12 protein-coding genes are annotated in these 14,742 nt (G+C 64.2%); 8 read left to right on the top strand and 4 right to left on the bottom strand.

The window, feature by feature from the left end; translation table 11 throughout:
* Positions 1–50 precede the first annotated feature (50 nt).
* The 5 genes from C2H86_RS10925 to gcvP all read left to right on the top strand — a co-directional run bounded on the left by C2H86_RS10925 (position 51) and on the right by gcvP (position 7,479).
* Complete coding sequence (locus tag C2H86_RS10925; RefSeq protein ID WP_159412565.1) at positions 51–1,052, top strand: extracellular solute-binding protein; 1,002 nt, start codon at positions 51–53, stop codon at positions 1,050–1,052.
* Between the two features lie 97 nt (positions 1,053–1,149).
* Complete coding sequence (locus C2H86_RS10920; RefSeq protein ID WP_159412564.1) at positions 1,150–2,772, top strand: ABC transporter permease; 1,623 nt, start codon at positions 1,150–1,152, stop codon at positions 2,770–2,772.
* Between the two features lie 123 nt (positions 2,773–2,895).
* Positions 2,896–3,978, top strand: a complete 1,083-nt coding sequence (gene gcvT, locus C2H86_RS10915; RefSeq protein WP_159412563.1) for a glycine cleavage system aminomethyltransferase GcvT — start codon at positions 2,896–2,898, stop codon at positions 3,976–3,978.
* A 48-nt stretch (positions 3,979–4,026) separates the two neighbouring features.
* Positions 4,027–4,410 (top strand): glycine cleavage system protein GcvH, encoded by a 384-nt coding sequence (gene gcvH / locus C2H86_RS10910; protein ID WP_159412562.1) that lies wholly within the window; start codon positions 4,027–4,029, stop codon positions 4,408–4,410.
* A 195-nt stretch (positions 4,411–4,605) separates the two neighbouring features.
* On the top strand, positions 4,606–7,479 hold the full coding sequence (gcvP, locus tag C2H86_RS10905; protein ID WP_159412561.1) for an aminomethyl-transferring glycine dehydrogenase: 2,874 nt from the start codon (positions 4,606–4,608) through the stop codon (positions 7,477–7,479).
* Between the two features lie 56 nt (positions 7,480–7,535).
* Here gcvP and C2H86_RS10900 read toward each other — a convergent pair whose 3' ends face one another.
* From C2H86_RS10900 to C2H86_RS10890, 3 genes are all read right to left on the bottom strand, one after another.
* Positions 7,536–7,850: a DUF2388 domain-containing protein gene (locus C2H86_RS10900; protein WP_110632695.1), complete on the bottom strand. Its 315-nt coding sequence runs from the start codon at positions 7,848–7,850 to the stop codon at positions 7,536–7,538.
* 89 nt (positions 7,851–7,939) lie between these two features.
* A complete protein-coding gene (locus C2H86_RS10895; protein ID WP_159412560.1) occupies positions 7,940–9,616 on the bottom strand; it encodes a GspE/PulE family protein in 1,677 nt (558 codons plus the stop codon).
* Complete coding sequence (locus tag C2H86_RS10890) at positions 9,600–9,887, bottom strand: hypothetical protein (RefSeq protein WP_159412559.1); 288 nt, start codon at positions 9,885–9,887, stop codon at positions 9,600–9,602. The genes C2H86_RS10895 and C2H86_RS10890 overlap by 17 nt, the downstream gene beginning before the upstream one ends.
* 127 nt (positions 9,888–10,014) lie before the next feature.
* Between C2H86_RS10890 and C2H86_RS10885 the strand changes: the two genes are divergently transcribed.
* Positions 10,015–10,485: an Lrp/AsnC family transcriptional regulator gene (locus tag C2H86_RS10885; protein ID WP_079230134.1), complete on the top strand. Its 471-nt coding sequence runs from the start codon at positions 10,015–10,017 to the stop codon at positions 10,483–10,485.
* An 85-nt stretch (positions 10,486–10,570) separates the two neighbouring features.
* Here C2H86_RS10885 and C2H86_RS10880 read toward each other — a convergent pair whose 3' ends face one another.
* Positions 10,571–11,938, bottom strand: a complete 1,368-nt coding sequence (locus C2H86_RS10880; RefSeq protein ID WP_159412558.1) for a CYTH domain-containing protein — start codon at positions 11,936–11,938, stop codon at positions 10,571–10,573.
* A gap of 115 nt (positions 11,939–12,053) precedes the next feature.
* Between C2H86_RS10880 and argE the strand changes: the two genes are divergently transcribed.
* Both argE and argA read left to right on the top strand, forming a co-directional pair.
* A complete protein-coding gene (argE, locus tag C2H86_RS10875) occupies positions 12,054–13,196 on the top strand; it encodes an acetylornithine deacetylase (protein WP_159412557.1) in 1,143 nt (380 codons plus the stop codon).
* Between the two features lie 125 nt (positions 13,197–13,321).
* Complete coding sequence (gene argA / locus C2H86_RS10870; protein WP_110632713.1) at positions 13,322–14,620, top strand: amino-acid N-acetyltransferase; 1,299 nt, start codon at positions 13,322–13,324, stop codon at positions 14,618–14,620.
* Positions 14,621–14,742: the final 122 nt, after the last annotated feature.

Below are 14,742 nucleotides of genomic sequence, written 5' to 3'. Positions count from 1 at the left end.
TGGGATTCACTACCATTTGCACCTCTCATACGATCCGAGGAGTGCTTTCCATGTTGCCACGCAAGCCCCTACTGGCCGCCCTGGCCCTGACCCTGTTAGGCGGCACCGCCCAGGCGGCGGACGAAGTGGTGGTGTACTCCTCGCGCATCGACGAGCTGATCAAGCCGGTGTTCGATGCCTATACCGCCAAGACCGGGGTCAAGGTCAAGTTCATCACCGACAAGGAAGCCCCGTTGATGCAGCGCATCAAGGCCGAGGGCGAGAACGGCGTGGCCGACCTGCTGCTCACCGTCGATGCCGGCAACCTCTGGCAGGCCGAGCAGATGGGCATCCTGCAGCCAATCAAGTCGGACATCATCGACCAGAACATCCCCCCGCAGTACCGCGCTTCGTCCCATGACTGGACCGGCCTGAGCCTGCGTGCACGGACCATCGTCTACTCCACCGAGCGGGTCAAGCCGGCCGAGCTGACCACTTATGAAGCCCTCGCCGACAAGCACTGGGAAGGCCGCCTGTGCCTGCGCACCGCGAAGAAGGTGTACAACCAGTCGCTGACCGCCACGCTTATCGAGAACCACGGCGAGGCCAAGACCGAGCAGATCGTCAAAGGCTGGGTCGGCAACCTGGCCACCGATGTGTTCTCCGACGATAACTCGGTGATCCAGGCCATCGAGGCCGGTCAGTGCGATGTGGGCGTGGTCAACACATACTACTACGGCCGCCTGCATGCTCAGAACCCGAAACTGCCGGTCAAGATCTTCTGGCCCAACCAGGGTGACCGTGGCGTGCACGTCAACCTGTCGGGCATCGGCCTGACCAAGCATGCGCCGCACCCGGAAGCCGCCAAGAAGCTGGTCGAGTGGATGACTGGCGAGGAGGCGCAGAAGCTGTTCGCCGACATCAACCAGGAATTCCCGGCTAACCCGAAGGTCAAGCCGTCGGATGAAGTGGCAGCCTGGGGTAGCTTCAAGGCCGACAGCATTCCGGTGGAGGTGGCTGGCAAGCGCCAGGCCGAAGCTATTCGCCTGATGGATCGGGCTGGCTGGAACTGAGTTATCCTCCGGGGGCCTGCAAGGGCCCCTGTAGGAGCGGGCTTGCCCCGCGAACGACCGCAAAGCGGTCGCAAACCAGCCACAGAGACATTCAACCTTGCCCCACACCCTCCAACGCCGCTGGTACCTCCCGGTCACCCTGACCGCCGCCCTGGTTCTCCTGCCCCTGAGTGTGCTGCTGCTGTCCTGGCAGTCCATCGACCTGCAGATCTGGTCGCACCTGCTCGACACCCAGATGGGCCGCCTGCTGGGCAATACCGCGACGCTGCTGGTCGGCGTAGGAATCGGAGTCACCCTGCTCGGCGTCAGCCTGGCCTGGCTCACCAGCCTCTGCGAGTTCCCTGGCCGACGCTGGCTCGACTGGGCGCTGATGCTGCCGTTCGCCATTCCGGCCTACGTGCTTGCGTTCGTCTTTGTCGGCCTGCTCGACTTTTCCGGCCCCGTGCAGAGCGCCTTGCGCGAAGTGTTCGGGCCCATGCGCCTGCCACGTGTACGCTCTACGGGTGGGGTGATCATCGTGCTGGTGCTGGTGTTCTACCCCTACGTCTACCTGCTGGCGCGCACGGCGTTCCTGGCCCAGGGCAAGGGCTTGATGGAGGCTGCGCGGGTACTGGGCCTGTCACCCCTGCAGGCCTTCTGGCGGGTGGCGCTGCCGATGGCGCGGCCTGCGATTGGTGCGGGTATCGCCCTGGCGCTGATGGAGACCCTGGCCGATTTCGGCGCAGTGGCCGTGTTCAACTTCGACACGTTCACTACGGCCATCTACAAAACCTGGTACGGCTTTTTCAGCCTGTCCAGTGCGGCCCAGCTGGCCAGCCTGCTGCTTTTGGCGGTGATGCTGGTGCTGTATGGCGAGCGCCGCGCCCGTGGCGCGACCCGCAGCGGCAACGAGCGACCGCGCGGGCAGGCGCTCTACCACTTGCGCGGGTTCAAGGCGCTGCTGGCCAGCGGCTGGTGCCTGTTGGTGTTCGCCTGCGCATTCGTCATTCCGCTGCTGCAGTTGCTGGCGTGGTTCTGGCAGCGCGGTCGGCATGATCTGGACGAGCGGTATGTCGGCCTGGTGGTGCATACCTTGTACCTGGGCGGCATGGCCGCTCTGCTCACCGTTTGCGTGGCCCTGCTGCTGGCCTTCGCCCGCCGTCAGGCGCCGACGGGCGGCATTCGTGCCGGCGTTGGCCTGGCCAACCTGGGCTATGCCTTGCCCGGCTCGGTGCTGGCGGTGTCGATCATGCTGGCGTTCAGTTACCTGGATAATCAGCTGGTCATTCCGCTGTCGACCTGGTTGGGCGGCGCGGGCAAGCCACTGCTGCTGGGCAGCCTGGCCGCCTTGCTGCTGGCTTACCTGGTGCGCTTCATCGCCGTGGCCTATGGCCCATTGGAGAGCAGCCTGGAACGTATTCGGCCCTCATTGCCGGAGGCTTCGCGCAGTCTCGGCGTCGGTGGCGTGGGTTTGTTTTTCAAGGTGTATCTGCCGCTGCTGGTGCCCGGGGCTTTGAGCGCCGCGTTGCTGGTGTTCGTCGACGTGCTCAAGGAAATGCCTGCCACCTTGCTGATGCGCCCGTTTGGCTGGGACACCCTGGCGGTCAGGGTGTTCGAGATGACCAGCGAAGGCGAGTGGGCGCGCGCCTCGCTGCCGGCGCTGACCTTGGTGCTGGTAGGGCTGCTGCCGGTCATCGGGCTGATTCGCCGTTCCGCTCGGCGTACGGGTCACAGTCACTGAGGATGCCAGCTTGCGCCCTTGCGGCTACAATGCGCGGCATTCGCGCGGCGGGTCCTACAAGAAGAGCTGACGATTAAACGTCATCGACCGCCGCCGCTTCGCCACGCCCGGAAGGAGAAACCCATGGGACAGCGCACGCTTTTGTACGACTTGCACCTGGCGCTCGGTGCCAAGACGGTCGATTTCGGCGGCTGGGACATGCCGCTGCACTATGGCTCGCAGGTCGAGGAGCACCATCAGGTGCGCAGCGACTGCGGTGTCTTCGATGTGTCACACATGACGGTCATCGACATCACCGGCGACGACGCCACGCCCTGGCTGCAACGTCTGCTGGCCAACGACGTAGCCCGTCTCGACGGCACCGGCAAGGCGCTGTACAGCCCGTTGCTCAACGAAGACGGCGGGGTCATAGACGACCTGATCGTCTACCGCACACAAGGCGGCTACCGCCTGGTTACCAACGCGGCCACGCGGGCCAAGGTCATCGACTGGCTGCAGCGCCAGTGTGCCGGTTTCAGCGCCTCGTTCGACGTTCGCCCCGACCTCGCGATTCTCGCCATCCAAGGCCCCCATGCCCGCGAGAAAGTCGCCGCGCTGCTCAGCCCTGCGCGCGCCGCGCTGATCCGTGAACTGCGCCCGTTCGAAGGTGTTGCCGAAGGTGACTGGTTCATCGCCCGTACCGGCTACACCGGTGAAGACGGCCTGGAAATCATCCTGCCGGGTGATGAGGCGGTAGCGTTCTTCAACGACCTGGTCGGCGCTGGCATCGCGCCGAGCGGCCTGGGCGCGCGCGACACCCTGCGCCTGGAGGCCGGCATGAACCTGTACGGCCAGGACATCGATGAAAGCCATACCCCGCTGACCTCCAACCTGGGCTGGTGCATTGCCTGGAAACCCGCCGAACGCAACTTCGTCGGCCGTACCGGGCTGTTGGCGGAAATCGAGCGTGGTGTGCAGGAAAAACTGGTTGGCCTGGTGCTGGAAGAGCGCGGCGTTCTGCGTGCCCACCAGGTGGTGCGTGTAGCCGGGATTGGCGAAGGGGAGATCACCAGTGGTAGTTTCTCGCCTACGCTGAGCAAGTCCATTGCCTTGGCGCGCGTGCCCATGGCTACCGGTGACCGTGCCGAGGTCGAGATTCGCGGCAAATGGTACCCGGTGCGGGTGGTCAAACCGACCTTCGTGCGCCACGGCAAGATTTTGATCTGAACATTCAACGGCGGGCCGAACCGCTGACCCAAACGAGGAATTCAAGACATGAGCAATATCCCCGCCGATCTGCGTTTCGCCGAAAGCCACGAGTGGGCACGCCTGGAAGCTGACGGCACTGTGACCGTGGGTATCAGCGACCACGCCCAGCAAGCGCTGGGTGACGTGGTGTTCGTCGAGCTGGCCGAAGTCGGCAAGGTGTTCGCTGCTGGCGACGCAGCTGGCGTGGTCGAGTCGGTCAAGGCCGCCTCCGACATCTACGCCCCGGTTGCCGGCGAAGTGATCGCGGTCAATGAAGAACTGGCCGATAGCCCGGAACTGCTCAACGAAGAACCTTACGATTCGTGGATCTTCAAGCTGAAGCCAAGCGATAAGCCGGAGCTGGACAAGCTGCTGGATGCTGCTGGCTATCAGGCACTGATCGGCGAGTAAGACCGCGTCGCCTGCTTCGCGGGACAAGCCCGCTCCTACAGGAATAGCACCGACCTCATGGCTGTGTTTATCCTGTAGGAGCGGGCTTGTCCCGCGAAGAGGCCGGCCTTGCCATGCAAGATTCCCCGCAGAATCGGCAATCCTTCCTAGACTTATAAGTCTCCATGAGACCTGGTCTAGGAAGAGAGCGTCGACATGTCCCAGTCGCCATCCCTGCATCAACTGCAAGAGCTCAACCCTTTCCTGCGCCGCCACCTGGGGCCCGATGCCTCGGAGCAGCAGGCGATGCTCAGCATCCTCGGCCTCAACAGCCGCAGCGAGCTGATCGAGCAGACCGTGCCGCCAGGCATCCGCTTTAACCGCGCCCTTGACCTGCCGCCAGCCCTGGATGAACAGGCTGCGTTGGCCAAGCTCGCCGGCTACGCCGAGCAGAACCAGGTGTGGACCAGCCTCATCGGCATGGGCTACCACGGCACCGTCACGCCCACGGTCATCCTGCGCAACGTGCTGGAGAACCCCGGCTGGTACACCGCCTACACGCCCTATCAGCCGGAAATCGCCCAAGGCCGTCTGGAGGCGCTGCTCAACTTCCAGCAGATGGTCATCGACCTCACCGGGCTGGCCCTGGCCAATGCGTCGTTGCTCGATGAAGCCACCGCCGCTGCCGAAGCCATGGCCCTGGCCAAGCGAGTGGCGCGCAACCAGAGCAACGCCTTCTTTGCCGACGAGCATTGCCATCCACAGACGTTGTCGGTACTGAAAACCCGCGCGGAAGGCTTCGGTTTCCAGCTGATCGTCGACACTGTGGATAACCTTGCCAAGCACCAGGTCTTCGGGGCGTTGCTGCAATACCCTGACACCCACGGCGAAGTGCGTGACCTGCGCCCATTGATCGACCAGTTGCACAGCCAGCAGGCCGTGGCCTGCGTGGCCGCCGACCTGCTCAGCCTGGTGATGCTGACACCGCCCGGTGAGCTCGGCGCCGATGTGGTGCTGGGTTCGACCCAGCGCTTTGGTGTACCGATGGGCTACGGTGGCCCGCACGCGGCTTATTTCTCCTGCCGTGACGACTACAAGCGGGCGATGCCCGGGCGCATCATTGGCGTATCCCGCGATGCCCGTGGCAACACGGCTCTGCGCATGGCCCTGCAGACGCGTGAGCAGCATATCCGCCGCGAAAAGGCCAACTCCAACATCTGCACCGCCCAGGTGCTGCTGGCCAACATCGCCAGTTTCTATGCGGTGTATCACGGTCCGGAAGGCCTGCAGCGCATCGCTCAGCGGGTGCATCGGCTGACCTTCGTGCTGGCCGCAGGCCTTGAGGCCAAAGGCATCAAGCGTCTCAATCAGCACTTTTTCGACACCTTGACCCTGGACGTCGGCGGCGCTCAGGCGGCGATCATCGAAAGTGCCGAGGCCGCCCGCATCAACCTGCGCATTCTGGGGCGCGGCCATCTGGGCGTGAGCCTGGACGAAACCTGTAACGAAGCCACCGTGCTGCGGCTGCTCGACATTTTCCTGGGCGTCGATCATGGCCTGGATATTGCCACGCTTGACCAGCACGCGCTGCCCGAAGGCATTCCCGCTACGTTGGTGCGCCGCACGCCGTTCCTCAGCCACCCGGTGTTCAACCTGCACCACAGCGAAACCGAGATGCTGCGCTACCTCAAGCAGCTGGAAAACAAGGACCTGGCACTGAACCAGTCGATGATCCCGCTCGGCTCCTGCACCATGAAACTCAACGCCACCAGCGAGATGATCCCCATCACCTGGCCTGCGTTCGCTCAGCTTCACCCCTTTGCGCCCGCCGCACAGGCCACGGGCTACAAGGCGATGATCGACGAGCTGGAAAGCTGGTTGTGCGCCATTACCGGCTTCGATGCCATCTGCATGCAACCCAACTCCGGCGCCCAGGGCGAATACGCCGGGCTCATGGCCATTACCCGTTATCACCGCAGCCGCCATGAGCCTCAGCGCACGCTGTGCCTGATCCCGTCGTCGGCCCATGGTACCAACCCGGCTTCCGCGCAGATGGCGGGCATGGAGGTGGTAATCGTCGATTGCGACGATGCTGGCAACGTCGACCTCGAAGACCTCAAGGCCAAGGCCCATGCCGCCGGGGCTAGGCTGTCGTGCCTGATGGTCACCTATCCCTCGACCCATGGCGTGTACGAAGAAGGCATCCGCGAGATCTGCGAGGTGGTGCACCAGCACGGTGGACAGGTGTACATGGATGGCGCCAACCTCAACGCTCAGGTCGGCCTGGCGAGACCTGCGGATATCGGTGCCGACGTTTCGCACATGAACCTGCACAAGACGTTCTGCATCCCCCATGGCGGTGGCGGCCCAGGCATGGGGCCGATCGGCATCCGCGCTCATCTGAAGCCGTTCGTCGCCAGCCACCCGGTAGTACCCGTTCCGGGCCTGGACCCGAACAACACTGCGGTCAGCGCCGCGCCTTGGGGCAGTGCGAGCATCCTGCCGATCAGCTGGATGTACATCGCCATGATGGGCCCACAGCTTGCTGATGCCAGCGAAGTGGCGATCCTCTCGGCCAACTACCTGGCCAGCCAGCTCGGCGGCGCGTTCCCGGTGCTGTACCGCGGACGCAACCAGCGCGTGGCCCACGAATGCATCCTCGACCTGCGGCCACTCAAGGCGCAGACCGGCATTACCGAGGAGGACGTCGCCAAGCGCCTGATGGACTATGGCTTCCACGCCCCGACCATGTCATTCCCCGTACCGGGAACCTTGATGGTCGAGCCCACCGAAAGCGAGTCGAAGGCCGAGCTCGACCGCTTCGTCGAGGCGATGCTGGCGATTCGGGCAGAAATTGCCGAGGTGCAGGAGGGTAACTGGCCGGCGGAAGACAACCCGCTCAAGCATGCGCCGCATACCCTGGCCGATGTGTTGGCGCCGTGGAACCGGCCTTACAGCCTGGAGCAGGCGGTTGCGCCCAGCGCCCACGTGCGCCTGCACAAGTACTGGCCAGCGGTGAACCGGGTCGACAACGTGTATGGGGACAGGAATCTGTTCTGTGCTTGCGTGCCGGTGGAGGCTTACCGGTAAGGCTTGGGATCGGTGCTGGATGCTTCGCGGGCTTGCCCGCGAAGCAGACGACGCGGTTACTCGGCTACCGCGTTCTTGGCCAGGATGGCGTTGGCCAGTTCCATATCCGAGGCCTGCATCCCTGGGTTCTCGGCACGCACCTGCTGCAGCGCCTGCTCCAGGAACGGCCCGCGAATCGCACCCTCGCTGGCGACGAAGCTGCCGGCGTCATCCTGCGCCGCGAGCACCAGCTTGTGGTCGTGCGAAGTGATGTAGCTCGACGCGGTGGTTGCGCCGGAAGTCATTACGTTACGCCAGAAGGTATCGGCCATGGCAGAGCCAACAGGCAGCGAAAGCAAGGCAGCAGCTGCGATGGCGGTTTTGAGACGCATGATGAAACACCTCGAAGGGTGAGGGTTGGGAATGGTCGTTTTGATCCCGCAAAATGGGCGCAAGTTCCTTGAATACAAGGGTTTTTTGCTCAGGAACAGACCCGCAGCACCTCCTCGGAAAGGGTCAGCCCACGGGCCACTTTCGCCTCCCCACAGCTGCGCAAATCCTGTAACCCTTCAGCTAGAGCCTGCCGTTGCAGTTCGGCCAGATCGGTGCTGGCGCCTATCCGTGCACGCAGGCTGTCGCTCGGGATCAGTAGTTCGAACAAGCCGGTACGGCCACGGTAACCGGTGCCTCGACAGACCTGGCAAGGATCGCTCGATGGGCGGCCCTGGCAGGCTTGGCAGAGCAGGCGCACCAGGCGCTGGGCCATGACCCCGCCCAGGGTCGCCCGGATCAGGTAATCGGCCACACCTAGCTCAAGCAGGCGGGTAATGGCGCTACAGGTGTCGTTGGTGTGCAGGGTCGAGAGTACCAGGTGCCCGGTGAGCGCAGCCTGAACCGCCACCAGTGCAGTCTCGCGGTCGCGGATTTCACCGATCATGATGATGTCCGGGTCCTGGCGTAGCAGGGTGCGCACGCCATCGGCAAAGCCCAGGCCCAGGGCTGGCTGCACCTGCATCTGGTTGAACACCGGCTCCAGCCGTTCGATCGGGTCTTCGATGGTGCACAGGTTGACCTGCGGCGTGGCCAGCTGCTTGAGGCTGGCGTAGAGCGTGCTGGTCTTGCCGGAACCGGTAGGCCCGGTGACCAGCAGGATGCCCTGGCGGCGCTGCAGCAGCGTTTGCCATTGGGCCAGTGGCTCGCCCTCCAGGCCCAATTGGTCGAAGTCCTCCTGCAGCTGGCGCGGGTCGAACAAGCGCAACACCAGTTTTTCACCAAAGGGCGTCGGCAGCGTCGAAAGGCGCAACTCAACTTCGCTGCCGCCTGGCAGGCTGCTCTTCACCCGCCCGTCCTGCGGGCGGCGCTTCTCCGCTACATCCATGCGGCCCAGGTGTTTCAGGCGGCTGACCACGGCCAGGGTGACGCTGGCCGGGAAGGCGTAGACCGTGTGCAGCAGCCCGTCTATGCGGTAGCGCAGGTGGCCTTGTTCGCGACGTGGCTCCAGATGGATATCGCTGGCGCGTTGCTCGATGGCGTACTGCAGTAGCCAGTCGACGATATGCACGATGTGCGCGTCGTCGGCCGTGGCCTCCGCTTGACGCTTGCCGAGCTCAAGCAAGTGTTCGAGCTCGCCCAGGCTAGTCGCTTGCTGGTGCTGAGCGCCTTGTACCGAGTGAGCCAAGCGAAACAGCGACTGGCCCAGTTGGCGAATCTGCAGCGGGCTGGCCAGCACGCGGCGGATCGGCTTGCCCAGGCTACGCGCCAGGTCGGCCTGCCACAGCTGCTGGTAGGGTTCCGCACTGGCCACGGTGATGGCGTTGGCGTCGTTGGCCACGATCAGGATGCCGTGGCGTTGCGCGAAGGCGGGGGAGATCAGGCCATTGACCTGGGCCAGGTCGAGTTGCATGGGGTCAATGCGCAGGTAAGGCAGGCCGACCTTTTGCGCCAGCCATTGGCAGAGGGCGTCCAGGTTCAGCAGCTGGCCAGGCTGGCAGCGATCTTCCAGGCCCAGGGCCGCAATGGTTTCAAGCGGGTGGTGAGCACTGTACCGGGCCGCTTGTTCGCGAACCTGGCATGAGTCGGTGGCGGTCAGGTGCTGGTCGGCCTGCAAGGCGTCCAGCAGGCTCTTGAGATCGAGGGATTGCTCATTGGGAGTGAACATCGGCGGCGTCCGTGCCTTGGGGGAGTCCTGGGTCAAGGCTAGCCCTGCCCGCCGGAACGAGGTTAGGCAAAGGATTTCGGGATTTTGCGCCGCCTTCCTGCTGGCTGACCTGCACGCTGTGCGGCGTGAGGGACTGCAAGGCAAACAGGTTGAGCACTCGGCACAGGGTATCCGGCTCGGCTTCGGCCTGCAGGCGATAGCGCACCGTACTGTGGCTGGCGTTGGCGGCCCAGGCATCGCTGCGGGGCAGGGGGCGTTCGAGTGCGTTCATGCTGGGTCTCCGCGAGTGTGGGAGAAATTCTTGCACGTCGAAGTCGGTATTTTTTCGCTATGATTCCAGCGTATTGCGGGTGTTGCAGATTAATCAATTTGCACAAGTATATTTAGGGGAATTATTCATGCAAGGCGAACTAGATGCCTACGACCGGCGCATTCTCGAGCTCCTGCAAGAGGACGCGTCGCTGTCCAGTGCGCAGATCGCCGAGCGTGTGGGGCTGTCGCAATCGCCCTGCTGGCGCAGGATTCAGCGGCTGAAAGAGGAAGGGGTGATCCGCGGGCAGGTGACCCTGCTGGACCGCAAGAAGGTCGGCCTGAATACGCAGATTTTCGCCGAGGTGAAACTCAACGCTCACGGCCGCTCCAACTTCACCGAATTCACCGAGGCGATCCGCGGCTTTCCGGAAGTGCTGGAGTGCTATGTGCTGATGGGAGCTGTGGACTTTTTGCTGCGCATCGTTACCTCGGACATCGAGGCGTATGAGCGCTTCTTCTTTGAAAAACTATCGAACGTGCCAGGGATCCAGGAAGTGAACTCGATCGTGGCGCTGTCGGAGATCAAGTCCACCACCAGCCTGCCACTATCGAGGTGAGGCCTTCGCGGGACAAGCCCGCTGCTACAGGGAAATCCGTAACCCTGTAGGAGCGGGCTTGTCCCGCGAAGTAGGCAACGCGGTATCAGGCCTTGAGCAGGTGCTTCCAGCCCCGGCTCTGATCAACCGCCCGAGCCTGCTCGATCCGCGCTTCCAGCACTTCATCGCTGATCGGCAGCTCCGCCAGCTCATGCAGCTTCTTCAGGTCGCCGTACAGGCGGTCCATCTGCGGTGCTTCGAGCACCTGGCGTGCATGGTGCAGCCAGGCCAGCAGCTGTTCGATACGCGGCAGCTGTTCAGCCAGGTCTTCCGGGCGCTGGGTGTACAGCGGCAGCTTCAGCGAGCGGCCTTCTTCGCCCAGCAGGTGCGCCAGCCAGCTGGCTAGCTGCGCCTTGCCCTGGCGCTCGCCACGGCCCTTGCGCTCCACGGTCCAGGCACGGGCCAGCAGCCAGCGCGAGGTTTCCAGGGAGAACTGGCCCCAGCGTACGTCTTCAAGCTCTTCGATGAACTGCTCGGGGGCGGCACGGCGAATGTCTTCGTCGTCGTTGCCGGCCTGCACCAGCGGGCGCCAATCTTCCAGCAGCACGTCGAGGCTGGCGCGCAGCTCGCGGGTGGTCGCGCGGGGTGCGGCCTGGCCCAGGCTGGCAACCAGTGCACGCAGTTCGGCCAGGCACTGTACCCAGTCCTGCAGCAGGCGCCAGTGGCCATTGTGGCGGTACTGCTCGGCCAGGCGCTGGCTGCTGCCCAGCAGCTGCCAGGCGAGCGCGGTGAACGCGTCGTCCACGGCCATTTCGGCGTCCAGTTCGGTGGAAGGCAGGCCCAGCTCGTAGCTGTCCGGCTCGAGCAGGCGGTAACCGCGCTCGGCCTTACTGATGTCGCATGGCATCAGTGGCAGGCTCGCGGCCAGCTCTGCGGCCAGCTCCAACAGCGCTTCGGGGGCGCCTTCGCGCAGTTCCAGTTCCAGCTCGCTGATCTCTTCCTTGCGCTTGCCGGCGATCACGAAGCCCTGGTCCAGTGCGGCCTCGATCACGACCTTGCTCTTGCCGCGGCCCCAGCTGATCTCGGCGTATTCGCGGGTGAAATCGGTGGTGAACAGCGGCTTGATGGTTTTCTTGTCCAGCTCGGCCAGTTGCTCGGGCCAGCAGGTGGCGTCGAGCTTTTTCAGGTCGAGCTTGACCTTGTCCAGATGCCATTCGTACTCGTTGCGCTCGGACAGACCGGCGACACTCTGGCCGCGGCACTTCAGGGTCTGGATGACTTCCTCGCCGTCACGGCGCAGACGCAGGGCGACACGGGCGGCGGAGAGGTCGCGCTCAGGGGTGTCGAAGTACTGGTTGAGCAGCTCGCGAGTCTGCCAGCCGGACTTGTTGCGCTTTTTCAGCAGGGGGTGCTCGCGCAGGGCGGCCAGGGTCTCGCGGCTGGCGCGGAGCTTAAGTTCGGTTTCTTTGTGCATCACAGGCTCGAAAGAGGGGCGTCGTTGCAGGGCAGTCTACAGGAGTCGGCCGGCAACGGTTTATTCCAGACGGCGGATAGTCCTATGATGGGCAACGCTTCCGAGGAGTATGCGCATGCCGTTGCCGACGCTGAAAGACCAGTTTGCCGCCTTGATCGCCGCGCCCTCGGTCAGTTGCACCCAACCCGCATTGGACCAGTCCAACCGTCAGGTCATCGACCTGCTGGCCGGCTGGCTGGGCGATCTGGGCTTCAGCTGTGATATCCAGCAGGTCAGCCCCGGCAAGTTCAACCTGCTGGCCAGCCGTGGCAGTGGCCCTGGCGGCCTGGTGCTGGCGGGGCATAGCGACACCGTGCCGTACGACGAACAGCTGTGGTCCAGCGACCCGCTCAAGCTCACCGAGGCCGATGGCCGCTGGGTCGGCCTGGGCAGCTGCGACATGAAAGGCTTTTTCGCCTTGATCATCGAAGCGGTGATCCCGCTGCTGGAGCACGATTTCAAGCAACCGCTGCTGATCCTCGCCACCTGCGATGAAGAAAGCTCCATGTCCGGCGCCCGCGCCTTGGCCGCTGCCGGCCAGCCGCTCGGCCGCGCGGCGGTGATCGGCGAGCCCACTGGCTTGCGGCCGATCCGCATGCACAAGGGCATCCTCATGGACCGCATCGATATCCTCGGGCGCAGCGGCCATTCCTCCGACCCGAACCTGGGCCGCAGCGCGATGGAGGCCATGCACGAGGTGATGGGCGAGTTGATGGGCCTGCGCCGGCAGTGGCAGGCAACCTTCAGCAACCCGCAGTTCACCGTGCCTACGCCCACCATGAACTTCGGCTGCATCCATGGCGGTGACAACCCCAACCGCATCTGCGGCCAGTGCGCCCTGGAGTTCGACCTGCGCCCGCTGCCGGGCATGGATGTCGAACAGCTGCGGGCCGCCATTCGCGGCAAGCTGCAGCCGGTGGCCGAGCGCCATGAGGTACGCATCGACTACGCACCGCTGTTCCCTGAGGTGCCACCCTTCGAGGAGGCCGCCGATGCCGAGCTGGTGCAAGTGGCCGAGCGCCTCACCGGTCATCGGGCCGAAGCGGTGGCGTTCGGTACCGAAGCGCCTTATCTTCAGCAGCTGGGTTGCCAGACCATCGTGCTGGGCCCCGGCGACATCGCCTGCGCCCACCAGCCCGGCGAATACCTTGAAATGTCACGAATCGAGCCTACCGTGCGTCTATTGCGTGACCTGATCCGGCACTACTGCCTGAATTAAACTTCCACCCTGCTGATTCGTTCTTGCCTAGAGGAGACCGCGCGTGACCGCAAGCCTGTTCCGACGATGATCCTGAACGCCGTGTGATTCACCGTTCTCCGTCCACTTTATCCACAGGCCCCGTCATGCCCGAATACGTCAACTGGCTACGTCATGCCTCCCCGTACATCAATGCCCATCGCGACTGCACCTTTGTGGTGATGCTCCCCGGCGATGGGGTTGAACACCCGAATTTCGGCAACATCGTCCACGACCTGGTGCTGCTGCACAGCCTGGGGGTGCGCCTGGTGCTGGTGCATGGTTCGCGCCCGCAAATCGAAAGCCGCCTGGCTGACCGCGGCCTGACCCCGCACTACCACCGGGGCATGCGCATTACCGATGCCGCCACCCTGGACTGCGTGATCGATGCCGTCGGCGCCCTGCGCCTGGCCATCGAGGCGCGCCTGTCGATGGACATCGCCGCCTCACCGATGCAGGGCTCGCGCCTGCGCGTGGCCTCCGGCAACCTGGTCACCGCGCGGCCGATCGGCGTGCTTGAAGGGGTGGACTACCACCACACTGGCGAAGTGCGTCGGGTCGACCGCAAGGGCATCAGCCGCCTGCTCGACGAGCGTTCCATCGTGCTGCTGTCGCCGTTGGGCTACTCGCCCACTGGCGAAATTTTCAACCTGGCCTGCGAAGACGTCGCCACCCGCGCGGCCATCGAGCTGGGCGCCGACAAGCTGCTGCTGTTCGGTGCCGAACCAGGTCTGCTGGATGAAAACGGCAAGCTGGTGCGTGAGCTGCGCCCGCAGCAGATCGCCCCGCATCTGGCGCGCCTGGGCAGCGATTACCAGGGCGAGCTGCTGGATGCCGCCGCCGAGGCCTGCAAAGGTGGCGTGGCACGTAGCCATATCGTCAGTTATGCCGAGGACGGTGCACTGCTGACCGAGCTGTTCACCCGCGAAGGTGGCGGCACGCTGGTGTCGCAGGAGCAGTTCGAAGTGGTGCGCGAGGCGACCATCGACGATGTCGGTGGTTTACTGGAGTTGATCAGCCCGCTGGAAGAACAGGGCATTCTGGTGCGTCGTTCGCGCGAAGTGCTGGAGCGTGAGATCGAGCAGTTCAGTGTGGTCGAGCGTGAGGGCATGATCATCGCCTGTGCGGCGCTGTATCCGATTGCCGATTCGCAGGCGGGTGAACTGGCGTGCCTGGCGGTGAACCCGGAGTACCGCCATGGCGGGCGTGGGGACGAGCTGCTTGAGCGCATCGAGGGGCGGGCGCGGCAGATGGGGTTGAATACCTTGTTCGTGCTTACCACGCGCACGGCGCACTGGTTCCGTGAACGCGGGTTTGCGCCTAGCGGCGTAGAGCGCCTGCCGGCTGCGCGGGCTTCGCTGTACAACTACCAGCGCAATTCGAAGATTTTCGAGAAATCCCTGTAAGCCTGTACCGGCCTCTTCGCGGGCGCGCCCGCTCCCACAGGATACTCACAATGCTTGAGCCTGTGATGTACCTGTGGGAGCGGGCAAGCCCGCGAAACAGGCGACGCGGTCCGGAATGAAAA

It is taken from the genome of Pseudomonas putida, from assembly GCF_009883635.2.
GTDB lineage: Bacteria > Pseudomonadota > Gammaproteobacteria > Pseudomonadales > Pseudomonadaceae > Aquipseudomonas > Aquipseudomonas putida_W.
The sequence above is the reverse complement of the archived record's forward strand: the minus strand, read 5'-3'. Positions and strand labels throughout refer to the sequence as shown.